General features: G+C 73.7%; 19 protein-coding genes and 2 pseudogenes. 5 read left to right on the forward strand and 16 right to left on the reverse strand.

What is annotated here, in order from left to right:
* Positions 1-30: 30 nt before the first annotated feature.
* The 4 genes from ACQPWW_RS19195 to ACQPWW_RS19210 form a co-directional block, all read right to left on the reverse strand.
* The gene (locus ACQPWW_RS19195) at positions 31-3,744 is read right to left on the reverse strand and encodes a S8 family serine peptidase (protein WP_433124390.1); all 3,714 of its coding nucleotides are present in this window, start codon (positions 3,742-3,744) and stop codon (positions 31-33) included.
* A gap of 165 nt (positions 3,745-3,909) precedes the next feature.
* Positions 3,910-4,518, reverse strand: a complete 609-nt coding sequence (locus ACQPWW_RS19200; protein WP_433124392.1) for a bifunctional 4-hydroxy-2-oxoglutarate aldolase/2-dehydro-3-deoxy-phosphogluconate aldolase — start codon at positions 4,516-4,518, stop codon at positions 3,910-3,912.
* A 77-nt stretch (positions 4,519-4,595) separates the two neighbouring features.
* Complete coding sequence (locus ACQPWW_RS19205; protein ID WP_433124394.1) at positions 4,596-5,621, reverse strand: sugar kinase; 1,026 nt, start codon at positions 5,619-5,621, stop codon at positions 4,596-4,598.
* 87 nt (positions 5,622-5,708) lie between these two features.
* Positions 5,709-6,557, reverse strand: a complete 849-nt coding sequence (locus ACQPWW_RS19210; RefSeq protein ID WP_433124395.1) for a S1 family peptidase — start codon at positions 6,555-6,557, stop codon at positions 5,709-5,711.
* A 171-nt stretch (positions 6,558-6,728) separates the two neighbouring features.
* Between ACQPWW_RS19210 and ACQPWW_RS19215 the strand changes: the two genes are divergently transcribed.
* Entirely contained in the window at positions 6,729-7,916 is a 1,188-nt protein-coding gene (locus tag ACQPWW_RS19215; RefSeq protein WP_433124396.1) for a low temperature requirement protein A, read from the forward strand.
* A 10-nt stretch (positions 7,917-7,926) separates the two neighbouring features.
* On the opposite strand, the gene ACQPWW_RS19220 is transcribed toward ACQPWW_RS19215, so the two are convergent.
* The 3 genes from ACQPWW_RS19220 to ACQPWW_RS19230 form a co-directional block, all read right to left on the reverse strand.
* The gene (locus tag ACQPWW_RS19220) at positions 7,927-8,499 is read right to left on the reverse strand and encodes a nucleosidase (protein WP_433124398.1); all 573 of its coding nucleotides are present in this window, start codon (positions 8,497-8,499) and stop codon (positions 7,927-7,929) included.
* Positions 8,500-8,536: 37 nt separating this feature from the next.
* Positions 8,537-11,260, reverse strand: coding sequence for an Hsp70 family protein (locus tag ACQPWW_RS19225; RefSeq protein WP_433124399.1), 2,724 nt, complete (start codon positions 11,258-11,260; stop codon positions 8,537-8,539).
* Between the two features lie 132 nt (positions 11,261-11,392).
* Positions 11,393-12,280, reverse strand: a complete 888-nt coding sequence (locus ACQPWW_RS19230; RefSeq protein ID WP_433124401.1) for an NmrA family NAD(P)-binding protein — start codon at positions 12,278-12,280, stop codon at positions 11,393-11,395.
* 86 nt (positions 12,281-12,366) lie between these two features.
* On the opposite strand from ACQPWW_RS19230, the gene soxR reads away from it, so the two are divergent.
* Entirely contained in the window at positions 12,367-12,867 is a 501-nt protein-coding gene (gene soxR, locus ACQPWW_RS19235; protein WP_433124402.1) for a redox-sensitive transcriptional activator SoxR, read from the forward strand.
* A 34-nt stretch (positions 12,868-12,901) separates the two neighbouring features.
* Here the strand turns inward: soxR and ACQPWW_RS19240 are convergent, their stop codons facing one another.
* The 7 genes from ACQPWW_RS19240 to ACQPWW_RS19270 all read right to left on the reverse strand — a co-directional run bounded on the left by ACQPWW_RS19240 (position 12,902) and on the right by ACQPWW_RS19270 (position 18,633).
* Positions 12,902-13,609 carry a RibD family protein gene (locus ACQPWW_RS19240; protein ID WP_433124403.1) on the reverse strand — a complete coding sequence of 236 codons (708 nt, stop codon included), beginning with the start codon at positions 13,607-13,609 and terminating at the stop codon, positions 12,902-12,904.
* Positions 13,606-14,289, reverse strand: coding sequence for a GTP cyclohydrolase II (locus tag ACQPWW_RS19245; protein ID WP_433124404.1), 684 nt, complete (start codon positions 14,287-14,289; stop codon positions 13,606-13,608). The genes ACQPWW_RS19240 and ACQPWW_RS19245 overlap by 4 nt, the downstream gene beginning before the upstream one ends.
* Before the next feature lie 57 nt (positions 14,290-14,346).
* Positions 14,347-15,285: a lysylphosphatidylglycerol synthase transmembrane domain-containing protein gene (locus ACQPWW_RS19250; protein ID WP_433124406.1), complete on the reverse strand. Its 939-nt coding sequence runs from the start codon at positions 15,283-15,285 to the stop codon at positions 14,347-14,349.
* 66 nt (positions 15,286-15,351) lie between these two features.
* A complete protein-coding gene (locus ACQPWW_RS19255) occupies positions 15,352-16,170 on the reverse strand; it encodes a class I SAM-dependent methyltransferase (protein ID WP_433124407.1) in 819 nt (272 codons plus the stop codon).
* The gene (locus ACQPWW_RS19260; protein ID WP_433134433.1) at positions 16,167-17,249 is read right to left on the reverse strand and encodes a glycosyltransferase family 4 protein; all 1,083 of its coding nucleotides are present in this window, start codon (positions 17,247-17,249) and stop codon (positions 16,167-16,169) included. The genes ACQPWW_RS19255 and ACQPWW_RS19260 overlap by 4 nt, the downstream gene beginning before the upstream one ends.
* A complete protein-coding gene (locus ACQPWW_RS19265) occupies positions 17,249-17,647 on the reverse strand; it encodes a 6-pyruvoyl trahydropterin synthase family protein (protein WP_433124409.1) in 399 nt (132 codons plus the stop codon). The genes ACQPWW_RS19260 and ACQPWW_RS19265 overlap by 1 nt, the downstream gene beginning before the upstream one ends.
* Positions 17,648-17,649: 2 nt before the next feature.
* Positions 17,650-18,633, reverse strand: a complete 984-nt coding sequence (locus tag ACQPWW_RS19270) for a dehydrogenase (RefSeq protein ID WP_433124410.1) — start codon at positions 18,631-18,633, stop codon at positions 17,650-17,652.
* A 530-nt stretch (positions 18,634-19,163) separates the two neighbouring features.
* On the opposite strand from ACQPWW_RS19270, the gene ACQPWW_RS19275 reads away from it, so the two are divergent.
* Complete coding sequence (locus ACQPWW_RS19275; RefSeq protein ID WP_433124412.1) at positions 19,164-19,493, forward strand: TraR/DksA family transcriptional regulator; 330 nt, start codon at positions 19,164-19,166, stop codon at positions 19,491-19,493.
* Positions 19,494-19,614: 121 nt separating this feature from the next.
* On the opposite strand, the gene ACQPWW_RS19280 is transcribed toward ACQPWW_RS19275, so the two are convergent.
* Entirely contained in the window at positions 19,615-20,448 is an 834-nt protein-coding gene (locus tag ACQPWW_RS19280; protein WP_433124414.1) for an alpha/beta hydrolase fold domain-containing protein, read from the reverse strand.
* Between the two features lie 46 nt (positions 20,449-20,494).
* A complete protein-coding gene (locus ACQPWW_RS19285) occupies positions 20,495-21,100 on the reverse strand; it encodes a helix-turn-helix domain-containing protein (protein ID WP_433124415.1) in 606 nt (201 codons plus the stop codon).
* A gap of 70 nt (positions 21,101-21,170) precedes the next feature.
* Here ACQPWW_RS19285 and ACQPWW_RS19290 point away from each other — a divergent pair.
* Positions 21,171-22,121 (forward strand): annotated as a pseudogene (locus tag ACQPWW_RS19290) (NAD(P)/FAD-dependent oxidoreductase); the annotation flags it as partial.
* Between the two features lie 87 nt (positions 22,122-22,208).
* Positions 22,209-22,751 (forward strand): annotated as a pseudogene (locus ACQPWW_RS19295) (SAM-dependent methyltransferase); the annotation flags it as partial.
* Between the last annotated feature and the right edge of the window lie 197 nt (positions 22,752-22,948).

Consider the following 22,948-nt stretch of genomic DNA (forward strand, 5'->3'; position numbering starts at 1 on the left):
GGCACCCGGCGGCGGCCGGCCGCAGTGGCGTCAGCGCAGGCCGAACGCCCGGGTGATGCTCTGGCTCACGGTGTTGCCGGCGGTGTCCCGCGCGGTGGTGCGCAGGCTCACGAAACCGGCCTTCGCCGGTGCGGCCAACGAGGTACGCCAGCCGTCGCCGTGCCGGGTCAGCCGCTGCTTCTGCCAGGTCGCCCCGTCGTCGTAGGACACCTCGACGGTCACCGCGCCGATCGTGCCAATGACATCGGGCAGGTGGGAGGCGACAACGGTCAGCGGTGCCCGCCGCGACGCCGTGCCGGCGGAGTCGATGGCCACCTGGTAGTCCAGCTGGATCATCGGCAGCACCTCGGCCGACTCCTCCCCGGTGACCGCCGAGTGGAAGCCCCACTCGGTACGGGTCTGCCGGGAGTACGGGTTGGTCCAGGCGGCCCGGTCGTTCTCCACCACCAGCCGGTACGGCAGTCGCTCCCCCGCCAGCCCGGAGACCTGGAGGTACTCGGCGTTACCCCAGTCCAGCTCCTTGTCACCCTGGTAGAGGGTGGTCCGGTTGACCATGTCGAAGTTCGCGTACGCCTCGCCGATGTGGCCGCCCCCGTCGCCCCACCCGGGCGCGGGCAGGTAGACGGTGTCGAGGTAGCGGACCGGCACGTAGCTGCCGCCCATCCGGGGCCGCTGGATCGGCCCGAACCAGGTGACGGCGCTCGGCTTGCCGGCCGGGTACGTGGTCACCGCCTGCAGGTGCTGACCGGTCTCGCGGACGATGAACGCGTCGTCGATCCACCGCTGGTCGGCGCTCACCCAGTCGGTTCGCCGGCCCTGCGCCGGGGCCGGTTCCTGGTTGCTCGACGCCCAGCCGCGCCAGATGTCGGTGCGGAACTCCAGCGCCTTGCCCTGCCGGTAGTTGCGGAACTCCACGTCGACCCGGGCCAACTGCCGCTTCGTGGGCCGGTAGGTGGGGTCGGCCGGCACCGTGCCGGCCCAGTGGTGCGCCACGTCGTACAGGTAGCTGGTCTCCGGGTGCGACTCGACGGTGAGCCGCACCGCGCCGCGCTCCAGCGCGGCGATGAGCTGCCCACCCTCGTCGGCGCCGAGGGTTGCCACTGTCACCGGGGCCGGGCTCTCCGGGCTCCACGCCGCCTCGTCCCAGGGCTGGAGCCGACCGATGCCGTCGTTGACCACGAGCAGCAGCTTCGCCCCGGCCGCCGCGGCGGCCTGCGCCTGGGTGGCGATGTCCACGCTGTCACTGCGGCGCACCACCACGGCCCGGTCCCGGACCGGCCGCTTGGCCAGCCCCGTCGCCGACGCGTCGGCGACGTAGACCGCGTCCAGCTGGTGACGACCGGCCGGTAGCGCCGGGGTCGCCCGCTTGACCAACAGATCGTCGTACGAGTGTCCGCCCGTCGAGACGGTCAACGCCGGCTGCTCCAGCCGCCACCGGGCGCCGAACTCGAACTCGCCGTCGGTGACCGGACGGCTCGTCGGCAACGCCCACATGCTGTCGTACGAGTCGTCGGGCAGCACCTGACTCTCGGTGAGACCGTTCTTCGTGGATCTGTGGATGTCCATCCGCAGCGCGCTGGCGGTGGCCTCCTGCGGCACCCGGGCCTGCACCTGTCGGGCGGCCCGCGCGTCCAGGACGACGGTCCGGTCGCGGTCCAGGTTGACGTCGGTGAAGCTGAGCATCGCCATGCCCTTGGAGTGCGGCCCGTGCGCGCCGCGCACGTCCGCGGAGATCCAACCGTTCCAGCTCGCCACCGGCAGCCGCAGCGTGGCGGTGCCGCTCTCGGGCAGGTCCACGGCGGTGAACAGGGTGTCGGTGGTGAGGATGACCTTGCCGACGAGTGGCTTGCCGTCCCGGTCCTTGGCGACAAGCGTCAGGTTCTGCCGCTGGCCTTCCTTGCCGGCCCCGACCAGGGTGCGTCCGCGCACCGTACCGGTGTCGTCGGTCGCGACGATCATGCCGCTGACCTGCTTCTCGACCGGCAGCTTGTCATACGCGGCGGTCACCGTCACGGTGGCGGTGCCGGCCGCCGGCACGGTGACCCGATCGGCGGAGAGCGCGAAGAGGCCGGCCGGCGCGGTGGCCGCGTCGAGGGCCAGCTTCAGGGCCACCGGCGTGCTGCCGAGGTTGGTGTAGGTGACCGTACGGTCGACTGTCGCGCCCGGCTGCTGCGGCCACGCCTGGAAACCGGAGTAGGCGCTCGGGGTGGCGAAGACCGTGGCGTGCGCGGCTGCGACCGCGTCGACACGGCCGGCACCCGCCTGGTACGGGGTGTACTCGGGGGTGGCCTTGACCGTGCTGACCAGCGCTTCCTTGATCCGCTGACCGGTCCAGTCCGGGTGCGCGGCGGCGACCAGCGCGGCCGTGCCGGCCACGTGCGGGGTGGCCATCGAGGTGCCGCTCATAAGCGTGTAGTCCCCGGAACCGCCCCGCACCAGGTGCGAGCGGGCCGCCAGGATGTCCACGCCGGGGGCGGTGATCTCGGGCTTGAGCCCGCCGTCGCCGGCGCGCGGGCCCTGGCTGGAGAAGTCGGCGAGGTGGTCGGTGTTGTCGACGGCGCCCACGGTGAGCGCGGAGTTGGCGGCACCCGGGCTGCCGATGGAGGCCGGGCCGCTGTTGCCGGCGGCGATCACGAAGAGGGCGCCGGTCTCGGCGCTGAGCCGATCGACGGCCTGGCTCATCGGGTCGCTGCCGTCGGTGGCCTCACCGCCCAGGCTCATGCTGACGACCCGGGCCTTCTGCTCGCGGGCCGCCCACTCCATACCGGCGATGATCCACGAGTTCTGCCCGCTGCCCTCGCTGTTGAGCACCTTGCCGATGTGCAGGCGGGCGCCGGGGGCGACGCCCCGCTCGGCGCCACCGGACGCGGCGCCGGTGCCGGCGATCGTCGAGGCGACGTGCGTCCCGTGGCCCTTGTAGTCGAGGATGTCCGGCTCCTCGGGCACGAAGCTGCTGGACTCGGCGATTTGACCGGCGAGGTCCGGGTGCTCCGCGTCGGCGCCCGAGTCGAGGACCGCGACATCGACCCCGGCTGCGGTGTTGCCCTCGGCCCAGACGGTCGGCGCGCCGATCTGCGCTGTGGAGTCGGCCAGGTCGGCGTGGACCCGTCCGTCCAGCCAGACCTTGGCGATGCCGCTGGCCAAGGTCGGGGCGGCGCCCGTACGCCGGGTGGCGCCGGCGGTCAGGGCGGTCCAGAACCGGTCGGCGGTGGCGCGTTGGCGGGTCAGCGCCGCGCCCCGCACGCTGTCGAGCGGGCGGACCAGCTCGGCGCCGTCCACTGTGGGACGGGTGCGGGCGCGGGCCGCCGCGTCGGTCATCGTGACGATCAGCGGCAGCTTGTCGGTGTGGGCGTCGTCGTAGCCGTCGCCGATCAGCTCGGTGACGTTGAACAGTTGGCGGTCCAGCACGCCGCTGGTGACGTACGGCAGCGCGGTGTCCGGGTAGACGTACGTGTCGCCGTCCAACACCGTGCGGTGGAAGGTCGGCGTGCTGCCGTCCGGGCGGCGTACGGTCGTCACGGTGCTGCCGTCCGCCGCGGTGGTCACCGTGACCGTGTCACCGGTGATCAGCGTGACGGTGGACGCACGTCCGGCTGCGGCCGGGGGAAGGCCGACCGGGCGGTCGGGGGTGGTCGGCGGGGCGGCGGACGCCCCCGCGGCGGGTGGGGTGAACCCGGCCGCCAGGGTGAGGGCGGTGCCGAGGGCGATCAGCCCGGATCGGCGACGCCGGTGAGACAGAGCCAAGATGACCTCTTTGCGTCGAGAAGTGGTACGCAGCACAGCATCGACGCAACACCCACTCCTGACGCCCACCGAACCTCGGCGCACTTACGCCATGACGCAAACCCGCCACCCCACCCCGGTCGGGCGCCCTCCGGCCTTGCCGCGGCGGGGTGGGGCGTGCGGGGGTCAGCGCCCGGCGGTGGTCAGGGCGGCCAGTTGATCCAGTTGGTTCGGGTCGGACAGCGCCGAGCCGACCGCCGCCACCCGCACTCCGGCCTGGAGGAACGCGGCGGCGTTGCCCGCGTCCAGGCCACCGGTCGCGACGAAGCGCAACTGCGGCAGCGGGCCTGCCATGGCCTTGAACCAGGCCGGCCCGAGCGAGATCGCGGGGAACGCCTTGAGCCAGGTGAGGCCGTGCCGCAGCGCCTGCTGAGCCTCGGTGGGAGTGGCCACACCGGGCAGGTGCGGCAGGCCACGCGCGGCGGCCGCGTCGGCGATCGCGAGGTCCAGCCCGGGAGCCACGGTGAACCGGGCGCCCGCGTCGGCGGCAGCGGCGACCTGCTCGACGTCGAGCACGGTGCCGGCGCCGACGATCCGGCCCCGCTCGGCGCCCGCCGCCACGGCGGCGCGCAGCGACGGCACGGCGTCCGCGGTGGCCACCGGAACCTCCACCACGTCGATGCCGAGGTCCCAGGCCCGCTCGGCGAGCCGAACGGTCTCGGCGACCGGCAGGCCGCGCAGGATCGCCATCACCCGGGCGCCGCCGAAGATGTGCTCGAAATCCGCTGTGGTCATGGTGCACTCCATCCGAGATCGCGGTGAATCTGTTGCCTGCTGGCCCGGTCGACCCGGTCGGGGCCCGCCGGCTTGGCTCAGGCCGTCGCCGGTGCGCCGGTCAGGTCGAGCGGCGACCAGGCCTCGTCGGGGGCGTCGACAAGCTTGTCGAACCAGGCCCACGGCGGCACCGGGGCGTTGTCGCCGTTGCTCGTCAACGCCTGGGCCGCGACGAGGTGCCCGAGGCGCAGGCGCCGCACGGGGTCGAGGCCGCGCAGCAGCCCGGCCAGGTAGCCGGCCGCGAACGCGTCCCCGGCGCCGACCGGTTCCACCACCGTGACCAGTGGCGCGCGCACGAAGATCGGCTCGGCGTCCCGGCTCAGCGCGGTGGCGCCCACCGCGCCGTCCTTGACCACCACCGTCTCCGGTCCGGGCAGCAGCCGGCGTACGGCCGCCGGGTCGGCGGTGCCCCACAGCGTCTCCGCCTCGTCCTGGCCGACGAAGACCAGGTCACTGCGGTCGGCCAGGTCGCGGAGCACCTCGGCGGCCTGCTCGGCGGGCCACAGCCGGCTCCGGTGGTTGACGTCGAAGCTGACAAGCGCCCCCGCCAGCGGCCGGTCCGCCACGGCGTGCTCGACAAGCGCCCGACAGGAGGCGGAGAGCACCGGTGTGATCCCGGACAGGTGCAGCACACGGGCACCGGCCAGACCCGGGGCGGCCAACGTGTCAGGGTCCATCCGGGAGGCCGCCGACCCGGCCCGGTAGTAGTGCACGGCGGTGCCCTCCGGGCCCGGGTCCTTGACGTACAGGCCGGTGGGGGCGGCCGGATCCACGCTGACCTGGTCGACGAGGACGCCGGTCGCGGCGACGTGCCGGACGACGGCCCGGCCGAACGGGTCGTCGCCGACCCGGCTCACCCAGGCCGCCCGGTGCCCCAGCCGGGCCAGGTAGCCGGCCACGTTGGACTCGGCGCCGCCGACCGAGACAGCGACCTGTCCGGCGTGTTCCAACGGCTCGCCCGGCGCGGGGCAGAGCACCACCATCGTCTCCCCGACCGCTGCCACCTCCACCGACGGGGAACCCGCCGGGACGCTCGCCTGGTCAGGTCGGGGGTCGGAAGGCATCGGGGGCACACGTCCTCGCGGCGGGGATCCTGGGCGTCGCCGAGCCTAGGTGTCGGGCGCGAGACGAGCAACCCGCTGCGCGGGGAGTCAGGGCAACGTCAACCCGTACGCGGCGAGCACCTCCCCGATCGGCTGGTAGTAGGTGGTGCCGCCGGAGGTGCAGTTGCCGCTGCCGCCGGAGAGGATGCCGAGAATGGTGCCGGTCGATGCCACGTAGAGCGGTCCGCCGCTGTCACCCGGCTCGGCGCAGATGTTGGTGCGGATCAGGCCGTAGATCACGCCGGTGGCGTAGTTGACTGTCTGGTTGAGCCCGGTGACGCTGCCGCAGCGCACCCCGGTGGTGACACCGCTGCGGCACACCGCCTGCCCGACGTACGCGGTGCCGGGCCCGTTGATGGTCAGCAGACCGGGGTAGGTGTAGACCGCGCTGGGATGGGCGAGCCGACCGGTGTAGCGGATCAGCCCGTAGTCGTTCGTGGGATAGCTGGTGGCGGTACGGGTGCCGAGCACGGTGGTCTGGGCGCTGTCGGCGTACCAGGTGCTGGCGGTGGTGGTGCAGTGCCCGGCGGTGACGACGTAGTAGGTGCTGCCGCTGCGCACGTTCGCGCCGAGTGAGCAGCGACCGCCGCCGCCGTAGATGCCCTGGCCGGCGGCGATCAGGGGGCGCAGGGTTCCGGGTTCGCGGCGCAGCAGCGCGCCGGCCCGCTCGGCGGTCGCCCGCAGCGCCGTCAGCTCGGCGGGGGCCACGGTGTCGTCGACGGTGAGGGTCATCCGGCCGGTGGCGGGGTCGAGGCCCCAGGCGGTGCCCGCGGTGCGTACCCCGGCGAGCACTGCCGCCGCGTCGGCGGCCCGGTCGGGGCCGGCCGCCCGCGCCGTGCTGGGCGCGACGAGCAGGAGGGTGGTCAGGACGAGGGCGACGAGCGGGGAGCGGCGCATCCGAACCTCCGCGAGGATCGAGCGTGATGGATGCCGTCAAGCATCGCCCCCGCTCCGACGCCGTGGCAACCTCGGACCGTCCCTCTCCCCGGCCGGCGGGAATCGCCGATCCGGGGACGGTCCCCGCCGGCACCGCCGATAATTCTCGGGAGAAACGGCGGGAGGCCGGGCATGACCACCGGAGGCACCGCGGCGCTGGTACGCCGGCTGGACGGGTCGACCCGGGCGACGCTGCTGGAGCTGCTCTTCGACGTGGTCTTCGTGGCCGCGCTCGCGCAGACCTCGAAGCTCCTCGCCGACCAGGAATCCTGGGCCCGCAGCGCGGCGGTGTTGCTGATGCTGACGGCCATCTGGTGGACCTGGTCGGTCACCTCCACCACGACCGAGTTCTACGACCCGCAGCAGCGCCCCATCCAGGCCATCCTGATGATCGCCATGGTCGGATCGGTGGGGATGGCGGCATCGCTGCCGATGATCACCACAGGGCAGGCCATTGCCTTCGCGCTCGCCTACGTCGGCACCCACGTGGTGCGCGGCATCGTCCTGGTCAGCACGTTGTACCGGCAGCAGCACCGCTCGGCCATGGCGCGAGCCACCCGGTTCCTGTTCTGGTTCCTGGTGTCCGGCGTCCTCTGGATCATCGGCGCGCTGGCCGACACCGCGCGGTGGTGGATCTGGATCATCGCGATCGCGATCGACCTGATCTCAGCGGCGGCGCGCTACCCCACACCCTGGCTCGGGCGGGTGCCGCTCGACCAGTACGACCGGACCACGGCGCACCTGGGCGAGCGGTACCAGCAGTTCGTCATCCTGGCTCTCGGCGACATCATCCTGGTGCCCACCCTGGAAGTCAGCCGCAGCGAATTCGACCGCCTCAGAATCGTCGCCCTGCTCTGCGCGTTCGCCATCATGCTGCTGCTCTGGCAGATCTACGTCTATCGGGCCGGTGAGTTGCGCGAAACCGCGTCCGTGTCAATGCCCGGCCGGTCCTCCCGGATCGCTCCGTACACCCACCTGGTACTACTGGTCGGCGTGCTCGTCACGGCGGCCTCCTTCGATCTTGTCGTCGACCGACCGACCGGAACGACACCGGTACGGTGGCTAATGCTGATCATCGGCGGACCGCTGGTGTTCGTGCTCGGCCGGGCAGTGTTCGCCTACCTGCTCTCCGCCCGCGTGCCGTGGCGGCGAGTGGCGTCGCAACTGCTCCCCCTGCTGGTGCTGCCCTGGGCCGGCGGCTGGCCACCGGTGCTGGTCACCGCGATCGTGGCCCTCGCGCTGGCCGGGCACGTCCTGGCCCCGAGGGCCGGTGAACGGGAGACCAGGCAGGGGCTCGGACCGCGACGGCCCGCCGGATGACCCGCGACGCTCACGCCAGGTGCCGACCGACCCAGTCGGCGAGGTTCTGGGCGCAGGCGTCCACCGACTCCTTCCAGGTCCGGGCCGCGCCGTCGCCCGCCTCGTCGCTCACCTGCTTGATCAACCGGCACGGCACGCCGGCCTGCGCGGCGGCCCAGGCCACCGCGTACCCCTCCATGTCGACCAGGTCGGCGCGCCGCGCCAACCGGTCCCGCGCGGCGTCGTCGGCCACGAACGTGTCACCGGTGGCCAGCACCGCGCCCTCGGTGGCCAGGGTCAGCGGCGCACCGTAGGTCTCGCCGGTGAGCGTGCGCAGCAGGTCGGTGTCCAGGTCGTGCTGGAGCACTGTGGCGACCTCGTGGATGCCGGCCAGCCCGGGGCGCAACGCGCCGGCCGTACCCAGGTTGAGCAGCAGGGCGGGACGCGGCCCGGTGGCCAGCACCGCGGCCACCGCGCTCGCGGCGTTCACCTTGCCCATGCCGGTCAACAGGACCGGCAGGTCAGGCGGCAGGTAGCGGGCCTCCTCGCCGACGGCGAGCACCACCAGCGGACGATCGGACCGGACCGTTCCCCGAAGATTCACCGGAGCATCGTACGAGCCGGCCCGGCGGCCGCCAACGTCAGTCGTCGGTGAAGCGGTACAGCACGAAGTCCTTGTCCGCGCCGCAGGCGATCACGTGGGTGTTCCACGAGCAGGACGAGCTGCGCACGTCCTTCAGCTCGCCCAACTCGTCGACCCCCCCGGACTCGGCCCACACCCCGGCCAGCACCCGGTTGTCCGCGACCACGCTGGGCGGCTTGGCGAAGACCAGCAGGTTGCCCTCGTCCAGCCGGACCGCCACACCGCCCCGGTCCCGCAGCACCGCCTTTCCGGCGGCATCGAAGAGGGTGACAGTGGGCTCCGGGTACTCCCGCTGGGCGAGCAGCCGCTCCCCCACCGACACCAGGTCGGTCACGCCCGGCGCCGGCCAGTGGGCCGTCCGTTCGCCCTCGGTGGCGGCCACCACCTCGGTGCGCTCGACGTCGTTGTCGGGCACCTGCAACAGGCATGCCCTCCGCTCGCCGCAGGCCACCAGTTCCTTCGGCCGCTGCTCGTCGTTCCCGGAGCGGTAGAGCACCACCGGTTCCGCGTCGGACCCCAGGTCATACGCCAGCAGCTGGTACCCGCCCTCGTTGGCGGCCACGAACAGGCGGTCCTCGTGGGCGACCACCAGATCGTCGAGGTCGGCGACGCTGCCCCACCGGCGCAACACGGCGCCGGATGCCATGTCGAGCAGCCGCACGGACCGGTCCGCACCCACCTGGACGAGTCGCCGCCCCCGGCCCGTCCACGGGTCGCGGGGCCTGCCGTCGAGGAAGGCGGGCCCACCCGCCGCCTCATCGTTGCCCACCGGCCGGACCACTGTGCGGCTGCCGTCGTACTGGTCGCGGGGGTTGGGTTGGTTCCACTTCTCGGTGCCGTCGCTCAGGCGCAGGCCGACCAGCCGGGCCGCGGCCCGGTCCACAAGCACCGCCGTGTCGTCGGCGACGTAGATCTCGTCGTCCCCGCGGACCGGGCGCTGCCAGCGCTGGGTGCCGGAACCACCGTCCAGGACGGCCAGCGGACGCAGGGTACTGTCGCCCGGCGCGTCGGCGAGGACCGCGACCGCCCCCGGCACGGCGATGATCGCCTCCCAGTCGTCGGCCCGCACGTCGGTCGCCCTGCGCCACAGCTCCCCACCGCCAGCGGTGTCGACCGCCACCACCTCCAGCCGGTCGTCCGGCAGCGGATACCCGAGGTAGGCCCGGTCGCCGAGCACCGCCGTCCACATGCCGGCCGGCCGCTCCCCGCCGGCCGGCGGCCGGGACAACACGCGCAGCGATGCGAACTCCAGGTCGGGGTAGCGGTCCCGGGTCAGATACAGCGTCGCCGCGGTGCCCACCCCGAGCAGGGCCAGCACCGCGCCCAGCACCACCCAGCGTGCCCGCCGCCAGCGCGCCGCGCCCGCCGGATTCGGCGGCGCGGCACCCGCCCACCCCGGCGCGGGCGGACCCGCCGGCGGGGCACCCGCCCCACCCGGTCCCGCCGGCGCGGGCGACCCCGGCCAGGGCTGCGACGGTACGGCCGGCCCGCCCCCGGCCGGCCCAGCCGGCGCCGGCGGACCCACCGGAGCCGGTGCGGGTGCGGCGAGCTGCGGCCCGGCGTACGCCGGTGTGGCCACCGGTCGGCGCAGGGGCAGGTCGGTCAGCGCGCCCTCGGCCACCGGCAACTCCGGCTGGTCGAGCACCGTCGGCGCCACCCCCAGTTCGGTGTGCAGCATCCGGGCCACCAGGGGGATCCGCGACGAGCCACCGACGAGGAACAGCCCGGCGAGCTGGTCGGGGCTGAGCCCGGCGGCGGCGATCACCTCCCGTGCCCGGTCCACCGCGCGGCGCAGCAGCGGCGTGGCCACCCGCTCGACGTCGGCCCGGGTGAGCTGGACCGCCTCGGCCACCCCCGGCACCACGACCGGCGCCACCGTCGACCGGGACAGCGTCTCCTTCGCACCTCGTACCTCGTCCCAGAGCCGCACCTGGTCGCGGCGCTGCGCCGGGTCCTCCGGTCGGATCAGCCGGGCCCACTGCGCGGCGTGCCGTTCGCCGACCAGTTCGCCGACCCGCCGCACCAGCGCGGCGTCGAGATCCAGGCCGCCGAGGTCGGGCAGGCCACCGTCGGCGACCACTGTGAAGCCGGAATCGCCCCAGGGATCGGCACCCTCGTTGCGCAGCACCGCCACGTCGAGCGTCCCGCCACCGAAGTCGAACACGGCGATCGCCCCGCCGACCGGCACCGGGCGACGCAGCACCTGTGCGTAGTAGCGGGCGGCGGCCACCGGCTCCCGCAGCAGCCGGGTGCCGGGTGGCGTGGGACCGGCGAGGGTGTGCTCGGCCGCCTGCGGCCAGCCTGCCAGCAGCAGCGCGTCGGCGAGCACCTGCCGCCGCCGCGCGTCCCAGGCCGCCGGACAGGTCAGCACGGCCGGGGGCAGGAACCCCACGGTGGCCACCGCGGCCCGCGCGACCGCCGCCAGCACCGCGGCGAGCAGGTCCGACGGTGGGTACGAGCGGTCCCCGAGCAGCACTGTGGGCTCGTCGACCCGACGCTTCGGGTGGGCCTCGAACCGCCCCGGGTCGGTCTGCGCCAACCGGCGGGCGTCCCAGCCGACGTGCAGGGTGCCGTCCGGGTCGCCGTACACGGCGGACGGGCTGACCGGTTGACCGTCCATCAGCAACGGACGCGTCCGCCCGTCCGGCCAGCGCAGCACCGCGACCGTGTTGGACGTACCGAGGTCGACGCCGAGGGCGAAACCCTCGTGCTGGCCTGCCATCTACCCGATACCTCCGCGGCGACGAGGGGAGCTCGACCCCGCATCGTACGCAGGCGGCGCCGCCCCGCTGATCACTCGGTCAGGTGCCGTACCCCGACGACCTGGTTGCCGCCGGGATCGACGGCTGAGGGCCTACTGCCAGGTCGGCCGGCTGGCGAGGACCCGGTCCCAGTCGACCGTCCGGACCCACTGCGCGTAGCGGTGCCAGGTCACCTCCGGGTACCTGGCGCGCAGCCCGTCGACGTCGACGAAGTCGGTGTTCTCCTCGAACCGCTGGAACATGTCGGCGATCTCGTCGCCGGCCCACTGCCGGACCTGCTCCAACGGCATCTGCTGGTACGGGATCTCGCGACCGAGCACGTCGCTGAGGATGCGGGCCGCCTCGTCGCCGGTGACCCGGTCGGAGGCGACGTCGATCCGTTCGCCGACGAACCGGTGCGGGTGCTCGATGGCGTGCACGGCGAGACCGGCGATGTCGCGTACGGTCACCTGGTCCAGCGGCTTGCCGGCGGTGAGCGGGTTGGCCAGGACGCCGTCGGTCAGGCGGCTGAACCCGACGTTGAGCACGTTCTCCATGAAGTACACGGGCCCGAGGACTGTCGCCCGAACCTGCCGATCGCGCAGGTACGCCTCGACGAGCTGCTTGCTGTCGGCGTGGTCGAGATCGGTCCGCGCCACCCGGCCGGCGCCGCGCACCGACGAGTAGACGAGGTGCGCGTCGACGCGCGCCGCGACATCGACCAGGTGGCGGCCCTGGGTGACCTCCTCGTCCTTGCCGCCGGACCCGAACGGTACGGACAGCCCGAAGATCGCCTCGACGCCCTTGGCGGCGTCGGCGAGGCCCTCGGGGTGGGCCAGGTCGCCGGTGACGAGCCGGGCCCCGGCGGCGGACAGGGCCACCGCGGCGGGCGACTCGGGCGACCGCACGTAGGCGACGACGTCGTGGCCGTGGTCAAGCAGCAGGTCGGCGACGGCGCCGCCCTGCCTGCCGGTGGCGCCGATGACGAGAACGTTGGTCATGAGGGGTGCTCCCTGATTCGCGGTTCTGGACGCCGCCGATTCTCTGGCCTCAACCTCGATTGAGGTCAAGGCCTAGGCTGGGCCCCATGCCAAGGGCTCGCACCACGTTTCACGAACTCACCGTCGGCCAGGTCGCCGACCGCAGCGGCGTCGCCATCTCCGCGCTGCACTTCTACGAGCGCAAGGGCTTGATCCGCAGCAACCGGACGGCGAGCAACCAGCGCAGATACAGTCGCGACACGCTGCGTCGGGTGGCGTTCATCCGGGCCTCCCAGCACGTCGGCATCTCGCTCACGGTGATCCGGGAGGCCCTGGATCGACTGCCGAGCGAACGCACCCCGACCCCCGAGGACTGGGCTCGCCTGTCCGCCGACTGGCGCGGCGTCCTCGACGCGCGGATCGAGCACCTGCGGGCACTTCGGGACGACCTCACCGCGTGCATCGGATGCGGCTGCCTCTCGCTGCGGGCCTGCCACCTCACCAACCCCCGCGACGTGCTCGGCCGCGAAGGCCCCGGCGCCCGCCGCCTACCAACGCCGCAACCACCGGCGATCATGAAGTTGGCGGGTTCTCCAGAGATCACATGACCCGCCAACCTCATGATCAACCAGGACGGTGGCGTCAGCTTTCGGTGCAGCGGTCGGAGAGGGCGTAGCGCAGGAGCACCACGTCGCCGATCTGGCGGGCCTCGGCCAGCCGGGCGCGGCGGCCCGGGTGCCAGGGAAAGCGCCCCTCGCCGACGAACCGGGGCGCCCGGCCGTCGCCGACGAAGAACGGGGCGACCACCAGGTGCAGCTCGTCGGCGAGACCCGCGGCGAGGAACTGGGCGTGCACCGTCCCGCCGCCCTCCACCATCAGCCGTCGTACGCCCCGCGCGGCCAGGTCACTCAACAGCCATGCGGGGTGGACCGGCTCCCCCGCGTCCACCACTGTGGCCAGTCGACCGATGCGTTCCCGGGTCTTCTCCAGCGCGCCCGTGGCGCAGTAGACGAGCCGGGTGGGGTCACCGGCGGTGAAGAACCGGGCGGTCGGGTCGAGGTCACCGTGGGCGGTCAGGGTGACCTTGGTGGGCGAGGCGGGCCGACCGCACGCCACCCGTTCGGCGCGGCGGCTCGCGGAGCGCACCAGCAGCCGGGGATCATCGCGGCGGACGGTGCCGGCGCCGACCAGGATCGCGTCGCAGCTGGCCCGGACCGCGTCGACCCGGTCCAGGTCGTCCTCGTTGGACAGCAGCAGCCGCTTGTCGGACGTGTCGTCGATGTACCCGTCGATCGAGGTGGCGCAACTGAGCAGCACGTACGGCCGCGTCGGCGCCGGCGTGTGGCTCACTTGTCGACGGGCAGGTCGGGCGCGGCCGAGGCGACCTCCGCCGCCTTGGCGGCCTTGGCGGCCTTGGCGGCCTTGGCGGCCAGGTAGTCGGCGTTGGCCGGCGAGAGGAAGACGCTGGTGGGCACCTGTTCGGCGACGTCCACGCCGAGGCGGGTCAGCTGCACGGCCTTGTCCGGGTTGCTGCTCAGCAGTCGGACCCGCGGCACCCCCAGCGTGCTCAGCATCTGCGCGGCGGCGGTGTAGTCCCGCTCGTCCTCGCCCCGGCCGAGCGCGACGTTGGCCTGGTAGGTGTCCAGCCCGGCGTCCTGCAACGCGTACGCGTCGAGTTTGGCGTACAGGCCGATGCCCCGCCCCTCCTGCCGCAGGTAGAGCAGGAAACCACCGGCCTCGGCGATCCGCTGCACCGCCTCGCGCAACTGCGGCCCGCAGTCGCAGCGTTGGCTGCCGAACACGTCGCCGGTCAGGCACTCGCTGTGCGGGCGGACCAGCGGCGGCTCTCCCCCGGCGGCGAGCCGGTCCAGCGCGCCCGCCCAGTCACCCAGGCCGAGCGCGAGGTGCTCCCGGCCGTCCACCAGGCCCTTGAACGAGAACACCCGGACCGTCGTGGCGTAGCCGTCGGGAAACGTCAACGGCACAGTGACCTGTGTGCGGATCGTGGCGACCGGCAATGCTTCGGGCATGGGACTCCTCTGTCCGGCGCCACCGACGCGCGGCGGCGCGTGTTCCTCACCACCGATTCAACAGCCGCCAGCGGGGGCGGCTTCCCGGGCGGCGACCGGATTACGGTTCCGTCGCATCAGCAGCACCGCGGCGCCGGGCAGGCTGGCGACCAGGATCAGTGCACCGTAGACGGTCGCGGTGGCGACCCCCTCGGCCGCGCTGAGCCCGGCCGCGCCGAACACCCACGCCGCCACCCCCTCGCGCGGTCCGAACCCGGCGACGTTCAGCGGCAGGCCCATGGCGAGCAGGGCGAGCAGCGTCAACGGCAGCAGCCGCGACAGCGGGGCGTCGGATCCGGCGGTGCGGGCCGCCACCAGGAAGGTGGCCAGGTGACCGGCGACCATCACCGCGGAGGCGATCAGCACGCCGAGCCAGGTGCGCCGGGACAGCAACCCGGACCGCACGTCCGCCCCGGCGGTGCGCAGCGCCCGCGCCCAGCGCGAGGGGCCGGCGTTCGGCACGGCGCGGGCCAGCAGCACGGCGACCAGCCCGGCCGCGACAAGCAGCGCCGCCGCGACGGGCAGATACGGTCGTACCGGCGACGGGAAGGCCGCGAGCACCACCAGGGCGACGCCGACCAGCACCACCTGCCCGGCGGCACGTTCCCAGACCACCGCGCGGATGCCCCGGCTGACGTCACCGGCGTCCCGGCCGTGGCGGACCGCCCGGTGCACGTCGCCGAGCACCCCGCCCGGCAGGGTGGCGTTGAGGAACACGGCCCGGTAGCAGTGCGCCACCGCTGTCGCCAGCGGCAGCCGCACGCCCAGGCCACCGGCGACGAGGCTCCACCGCCACGCCGCGCAGACAGTGGTGAGCACCCCGATGACCAGCGCCGCGGCCAACGCCGGGGCGTCGATCAACCGCACCCCGGCGAGGAACGGGCCGCTGCCCACCTGCCACAACAGGACGGCGAGCAGACCCACCCCACCGACCACTCGTGCCCAGGCCCAGAACATCGACCGCGGCCCTCCCCTTGAAGATCGTCCACTTGCCCTAGTGCACGTACCCAGGGTGTGAACGGTTCATCCACCGGCGAGGAGGTCACTGTGGTCGACGAGCACGGTGAGCCGGCCGGCCGCCGCGTCGGCCAGCCGACGCCGGGCGTACGCCTCGGCCGGGCCGGCCAGGTCGGGACGCTGCGCACAGGCCGCGCCCAGCCAACCCCGGAACCACTCGGCGGCCAGGTCGGCCTGGTCCGGGCCGAGCCGCCACGGGCTGGGCCGTTCCCGCACCTCCACGCCGCGTCGGGCGAACGCGGCGGCGGTGGCGGCGACGGCGTCCGGGCCGAGCAGTCGTCGGCCGTCGACGACGCGCCGTTGGTGGTCGTTGAACGCGGCCTCGACCGCCGCGTCCAACGGGTCGGCCGGGGTGAGTCGAACCCGCCCGGTCACCGAGACGGCGAACAGGGTGGGCCGGCCGACACAGGCCGCCACCACCCGTTCGATCTCCTCGGCGGTCAGCATGTCCAGCAGCGCGGACGCGGTGACCAGGCGCCCGTCGGCCAGATCGGCGGCGCTGAGGCGGGTGAGGTCGCCGCACCGGGTGCTGACGGTGACCGGGGCGCCGTCGGCGGCGACCACCCCGGTCATGCCCTCGGCGGCGCGGGCCAGCAGGTCGGCGTCGCGGTCGTGCAGCACCCAGTGCTGCGGGCCGGGCAGCCGGGTGGCCAGCCAGCGGCTCATCGAGCCGGTGCCGCTGCCCAGGTCGTGGATCACCGTCGGCGTGGCGCCGGTCAGCCGGGGACGGATGGCGTCCAGCAGGTCCTCGGCCCGCGCCGCCGCGTCGGCCGGCTCCCGCAACCGCAACCAGTCGGCGAACGGCAGGGTCTCCTCGACGGTCATTCCGCCACCTCCTCGAGCACGGCGGCCAGCGACGCGGCCGTCACCGTCCAGTCGGTCAGGGTCTGGCGCCGGCCGACAGCCGCCCACCGCAGCTGGGCCCGCAGCACGTCGTCGCCCCACCACCGGCTCAGCGCGCCGGCCAGGGCGGCCGGATCGTCCGGCGGCACCAGCAGCCCCGGCAGGTGACCGTCGGCGGTCCGGCCGAGCGCCTCGGGTAGACCACCCACCCGGGTGGCCAGCACCGGCAGGCCCCGGGCCAGCGCCTCGGTGACGACCATGCCGTACGTCTCGCCCCGCGAGGGCAGCACCAGCAGGTCCGCGGCGGCGTACGCGTCGTCGAGCGCGGCGCCGGTCAGCGGGCCGGCCAGCCGCACCCGGTCGGCGAGGCCCGCGCCGACGAGCCGGTCGCGCAGCCGGCGCACCAGCTCGGGCTCCCGGGTCAGCGTGCCGGCGCAGACAAGCGTCCAGGGCACCTCGGGCAGCACCGTCAACGCGTCGACAAGCACGTCGTGGCCCTTGTGGTGGGTGACCGCGGCCACGCAGAGCAGCCGGACCCCGGCGGTCGAGCCGACGGGCGCCAGCGGAGCGGCAGTCACGCCCGGCGGCGCGACCCGAATCCGGTCGGGGCGCAGCGGGTGGCGTAGCAGCAGGCGGCGGCGGGTCCACTCGCTTGTGGTGACGACGGCCCGCGCGGCGGCCAGCGCCCGGCCCTCCGCCTCGTCGTCAAACGGCATGTGTACGAGGACGACAAGGCGCAACCGGTCGGCGTGCGGGGCGAGCAGGTCCGGCACGGTCGAGGCGACCAGCCCGTCGAGCAGCACCACGGCGTCGTCCGGCGCGGCGGTGAGCACCGCGGCCAGCGCCGCCCGATCGGCCGGCTCGGGGCTCGGCCAGGCCCCGGGCACCGCGTGCTCGCGCACCGTCCAGCCACTGTCGCCGAGCCCCGCGCAGACCCGCCGGTCGTAGGTGTTGCCGCCACTGGGCGTGGCCGGGTCGTCGATGTCGCCGGGCAGGACGACGTGCACCGTACGGCCGGTGTTACCCGAGCCGGCGGGGGACGCCGCCCGACCCGCATCGATCACAGTGACCGCTCGTAGCTCGCCCAGGCGACGTGCGACTCGTGCAGGGTGACGGTGATGCCCGCCAGCTCGCGTGCGCCCTCGCCCAACTGGCCGGCGTGCACCCGCTCGGCCAGCCGGTCCGCGACGGTGCGGGCCAGCACCTCGGTGGTGGTGTTCACCCCGGCGAAGGCCGGCTCGTCGTCGAGGTTGCGGTAGGTCAGCTCGCCCAGTACGGCCCGCAGCTGCTCGGTGGCCAGGCCGATGTCGACAACGATGCTGTCGGCGTCCAGGTCGGCACGGCGGAACGTCGCGTCCACCACGAACGTCGCCCCGTGCAGGCGTTGGGCGGGACCGAACACCTCGCCCTGGAAACTGTGGGCGATCATCATGTGATCCCGAACGGTCACGCTGAACACTGTCACTCCCCGTCGTCGTAGGTGATGAGGTGGCAGAGCGCGGGCAGGTCGCCCGCGCTCAGTCTGGCGAGCACGTCGGGCAGCTCCGCGAACCGGGACGCGCCGGTGATCAGCGCGTCGAAGGCCGGATCGTCGAGCAGGTCCAGGGCGAGCGCCAGCCGGTCGGTGTAACTGCGCCGTCCCCGCCGGGCGGGAGCGACCATGCCGACCTGACTGCTGCGTACGGTGAGTCGACCGGAGTGGAACGACCCGCCCAGCGACACCTGCACCGGGCGGTCGCCGTACCAGCTCAGCTCGATGACCGTGCCCTCCGGCGCGAGCAGGTCCAGGGCGTGTTGCAGGCCGGCGCCGGTGGCGCTGGCGTGCACGACCAGGTCCCGGTCGCCTGTCGCGTCGGCCGGTTGGGCGAATCCGACGCCGAGCGCGCCCGCCACCCCGGCCCGGCGGGCATCGATGTCGACAAGTTCGACCTGTACGCCGGGAAACCGGGCGAGCAGGGCGGCGACGCAGCAGCCCACCATGCCCGCGCCGATCACTGTGACCCGGTCGCCGACCAGTGGCGCGGCGTCCCACAGTGCGTTGATCGCGGTCTCCACAGTGCCGGCGAGCACCGCCCGCGCGGGCGGCACCCCGTCCGGTACGGGCACCACGGCGGTGGCCGGCACGACGTACGCGCTCTGGTGCGGGTGCAGGCAGAACACCGTGCGCCCGAGCAGCTCCGGTGGACCCTGTTCGACCTCGCCGACGCTGAGGTAGCCGTACTTCACCGGGCCGGGGAAGTCACCCTCCTGAAAGGGCGCGCGCATCGCGGCGTACTGGTCGGTGGGCACCCGGCCGGCGAAGACCAGCGTCTCGGTGCCCCGGCTGACACCGGAGTAGCGGGCCCGGACCAGCACCTCGTCGGGGCCTGGTGTCGGCAGCGACACCGGCCGGATCTCCGCCGTGCCGGGCTCGCGCACCCAGCAGGCGTACGCCTCGCGGATCACCGTCGCGCACCTCACCTCTTGCTCCCGGCCGAGCAGGCCGGCCGTCCCCGGTCGGGTCGTCGATCATAAACACGGAGGTACGGCGTGCACGGTTCGACGTTGTCCGGTGCTCGGGCCGAGCGTGCTGACAACGCGGCAGCGGTCTCGTGTCTCGACCGTGCTCAGAAGTCCGATACGGCCCCGGGCGCCATCGCCTGTCCCGATGCTGGTGATCGATGAGGGGACGTTGGCTTCCGGGCGTTCGCCGCCCTATGGTGGGGGCATGCCGTGGGTGATCCTCCGCTCGCCAGCCGTCACTGACGTGACGGCTGGCAGTGCTGCCCGCGTCGTGACGGCTGCGCGCGGCAAGGCGTGCATGGGAGTGCCTGTTGTCGGCGCCTTGTACATCGTGCCCACGCGCGGGACGTCGCGCCCGGCGCGCACCGGCCGAGGCCCTCCCGCGGAATCGTTGCATCCCAGAACGACCGCAGGGCGAAGCTACTCAGGCTTCGGCCCTTTTTCTTTTTCCCGTTCTTTCTGAAGGGCAGACCATGAGCACCGATCAACGCGCTGTCGAGCACGGTTGGCTGGCTGATCTACGAGCGTCCCTGGCGGACGACTTCGCCACGCAGACGGCGCGGCTACGGGAACTGACCGAACTCAACGCGGACACCGGCGACCCGGGCGAGGCCCACAACCACGCCGCTCTGCTGGCGGTCACCCGCCGCCACCTGGAGCAGATCACCGGGGCGTTGAGCCGGATCGCGGATGGTAGCTACGGCGCCTGCGAGAGGTGCCGCGAGAGCATCCCGGCCGAGCGCCTCGAAGTCCTCCCGCACGTGCGCTTCTGCGTGCCGTGCCAGGAGAAGCACAAGGGGTGACACCTGGCCCGGCGTGAGCGCGCGACGGCCGGACCGGAGGGGAACCGGTCCGGCCCTCGCGGCACGTCAGCACCATCGCCGCACCGAGTCGGCACGACCGCCGGGCACGAACGGGCAGTGCTCAGAGGACGCGGGTGAAGAACGCCAGACTGTCGCGGACCACGGGCTCCAGCGGTACGCCGGCGAAGCAGTGGTCGGCGCCCGGCACCACCGACAGCTCGACCTCGGCACCCGCGGCGGCCAGGGCGGCGGCGAGCTCTTCGCTCTGCCCCACCGGTACGACCAGATCCTGGTCGCCGTGCACCAGCAGCATCGGCGGGGCCTGGCCGGTCACGTGGGTGATCGGACTGGCCGCCCGGCCCAGCTCCGGGTGCTCGGTCAACGCGGCGCCGATCAGGAGGGACTCGGGCGAGTCCGCCGCGTCGTGGTCGATCGTCGCCGACGGGTGTGCCTGCGACTGCATTGTCAACAGGTTCGCCGGCGCGTACCAGCAGACCGCCGCATCGACCCGACTGTCGTCCTGGTCGACGCCGGTCAGCGCGACCAGCGAGGCCAGATGCCCGCCGGCCGACTCTCCCCACACCGCGATCCGTCCGCGATCCACGCCCACCTGGTCGCCATTGCGACGTAGCCAGCGCACGGCCGCCTTGACGTCGTCGAGTTGGGCGGGAAAAGGCGCCTCGCCGCTGAGCCGGTACTGCGCCGAGGCGACCGCGAATCCGGCGCGGATCGCGGCGGTGAACGGATCCGCTCGCATGAGCCAGTCCGCCGGATGCTTGGGCGAGCCGAACAGCCACGCTCCGCCATGGATCCAGACCAGGACCGGGACCGGATCGGGAACCGCCGCCGGCACGACAAGGTCCAACGTCAGCGGGCGAAATCCGGGGACCTCGTTCACGACGATGTCGCGGTACTCGATCCGGTCGCTCCCGTGCCGGTATGCCGCGTCAGTCATCGCGCCATCTTCGCACCGGGCCTCGGGCTCGGAGGTCTCGTGCCGGTCAGCGATCACCGGGCTTGTCGCGCGGCGCGGCCGGTCGGGCCCGCACGTGCAGCCGCTCCCCCTGCGGCCCGAAGAGACTGAGGGCCTCGGCGGTGCCGGGGCCGGGGTTGAAGAAGAGGTGCGGAATACGGGTATCGAACTCGGCCACCTCCCCGGGGGTCAACGTCAGATCACGGTCGCCGAGCAGCAGGCGCAGCCGGCCGGAGAGCACGTAGAGCCACTCGTACCCCTCGTGGACCTGCGGGATCCGGCCCCCGGCTGACGGGTCCGGCGGAAAGATCTGCTTGAACGCCTGGACACCGCCCGGTCGGCGGGTCAGCGGCAGGTGCGTCACGCCGTGGATGACTATCGGTTTGGGGCGTACCCGGGGGTCGCCGGTGGCCGGCGCGTCGACCAGTTCGTCAAGTGCCACCTGGTAGGCCCTCGCCAGCGGGAGCAGCAGCTCCAGGGTGGGCCGGCGACTGCCGGACTCCAGCCGGGACAGGGTGCTCACGGAGATGCCGGTCAGGTCGGCGAGCTGGGTCAGCGTGGTCCCGCGCTGCTGGCGCAGGGCGCGCAGCCGGGGGCCGACGGCCGCCAGCGCGGCGGTGTCCTCGTTTGCCATAACGGCAAGAATAGTTGCCAGGTTACCGGCGACGACGGATGGTGGGCCCAGCCGACAAGGTGACAGGGAGATACCGGTGGACGAGACATACGACGTGGTGGTGGTGGGCGGCGGCGCCGCGGGGCTCAGCGGAGCCCTGGCGCTGAGCCGGGCGCGACGGTCGGTACTGGTGATCGACGCCGGCGAGCCGCGCAACGCGCCCGCCGGCCATGTGCACAACTATCTGGGACGCGAGGGAACGCCTCCGGGCGAGCTGCTCGCGGTCGGGCGGGCCGAGGTCGCCGGGTACGGCGGGCAGTTCCGCGCCGGACGGGTGGACGCCGCGACCCGCGACGACGACGGGTTCCGGCTCGACCTCGACGACGGGGGTTCGGTGCGGGCCCGCCGGCTGCTGGTGACCACCGGTCTGACCGACGAGCTGCCCGACGTGCCCGGCCTGGCCCAGCGGTGGGGGCGCGACGTGCTGCACTGCCCGTATTGCCACGGCTGGGAGGTCCGGGACCAGCGGATCGGCGTGCTGGCGACCGGGCCGCTGGCCGTGCACCAGGCCGAGATGTGGCGACAGTGGAGTTCCAGCGTGCTGCTCCTGCTGCACGACGCTCCGGCGCCGGACGCGGAGACCGCCGAGCGGCTCGCCGCCCGCAGCATCGCGGTGGTGCCGGGTCCGGTGGCCGCGGTGGAGGTGACCGGGGACGCGCTGACCGGCGTACGGCTGGCCGACGGCCGGGTGGTGGCGCTGGACGCGGTGGTCGTCGCGACGCGGCTGACTCCTCGCGCCAGCCTGCTGGTGGGGCTGGGCCTCGCCCCGGAGGAGGTGACGATGGGTGAGCACGTCATCGGCGCCCAGATTCCGGCCGACCCCACCGGCGCGACGAGCGTCCCGGGCGTCTGGGTGGCCGGCAACGTGGCCGACATCCGCGGCCAGGTGATCACGTCCGCCGCCGCCGGCCTGACCGCCGCGGCGGCGATCAACGCCGACCTCATCGCCGAGGACACCCGTGCGGCGGTGACCGCGTACCGGCAGGTGGTGGCCACGGCGTTCGAGGAGCCGGCGTGGGAGGAGCGCTACCAGTCGCGGCCCTCGGTGTGGAGTGGCCGGCCGAACCCGCAGCTGGTCGCCGAGGTCGCGGACCTGACCCCGGGGCGCGCGCTGGATGTGGGCAGCGGTGAGGGCGCCGACGCGGTGTGGCTGGCCGAGCGGGGCTGGCAGGTGACGGCGGTGGACATCTCCACCACGGCGTTGGACCGGGCCGCCGCGCACGCCGACACCGTCGGCGTCGGCGACCGGATCGAGTTCACCCACGCCGACCTGCGCGACAAGCCGCCCGCCGAGCAGGCGTACGACCTGGTGTCCGCGCAGTTCATGCACCTGCCCCCGGTGCAGCGGCGGGAGTTGTTCGCCCGGCTGGCCGAGGCGGTGGCGCCCGGCGGCGTCCTGCTGATCGTCGGGCACCACCCGTCGGACCTGTGGACGTCGGCGCGCCGGATGCACATGCCGGACATGATGTTCACCGCGGAGGACGTGGCCGCCACCTTGGACCCGGCCGGCTGGGAGGTGCTGGCCGCCGAGGCCCGCCCCCGTCCGGCCACCGACCCGGACGGCAAGCCCCTCACCCTGCACGACGCCGTCCTGCTGGCCCGCCGCCGCTAGCCGGAGGTCACGCCGCGTCGACCATGGCGCTGTGGTCGGTCACAAAGGTGGCGGACCACCGCCATTCCGACACCCACAAACCCATGGTCGACGCGGGATCGGGGCACCACCGGGCGGCGTTACGAGACGTGGTGGGGCGGGACTTCGCATGTGGTCGGCTCGGCGGTAGCGTTGCGCCACACTGACGGCCCGCGGGG

Origin of the sequence: Micromonospora sp. CA-240977, from assembly GCF_050942285.1 — a bacterium.
Lineage (GTDB): Bacteria > Actinomycetota > Actinomycetes > Mycobacteriales > Micromonosporaceae > Micromonospora.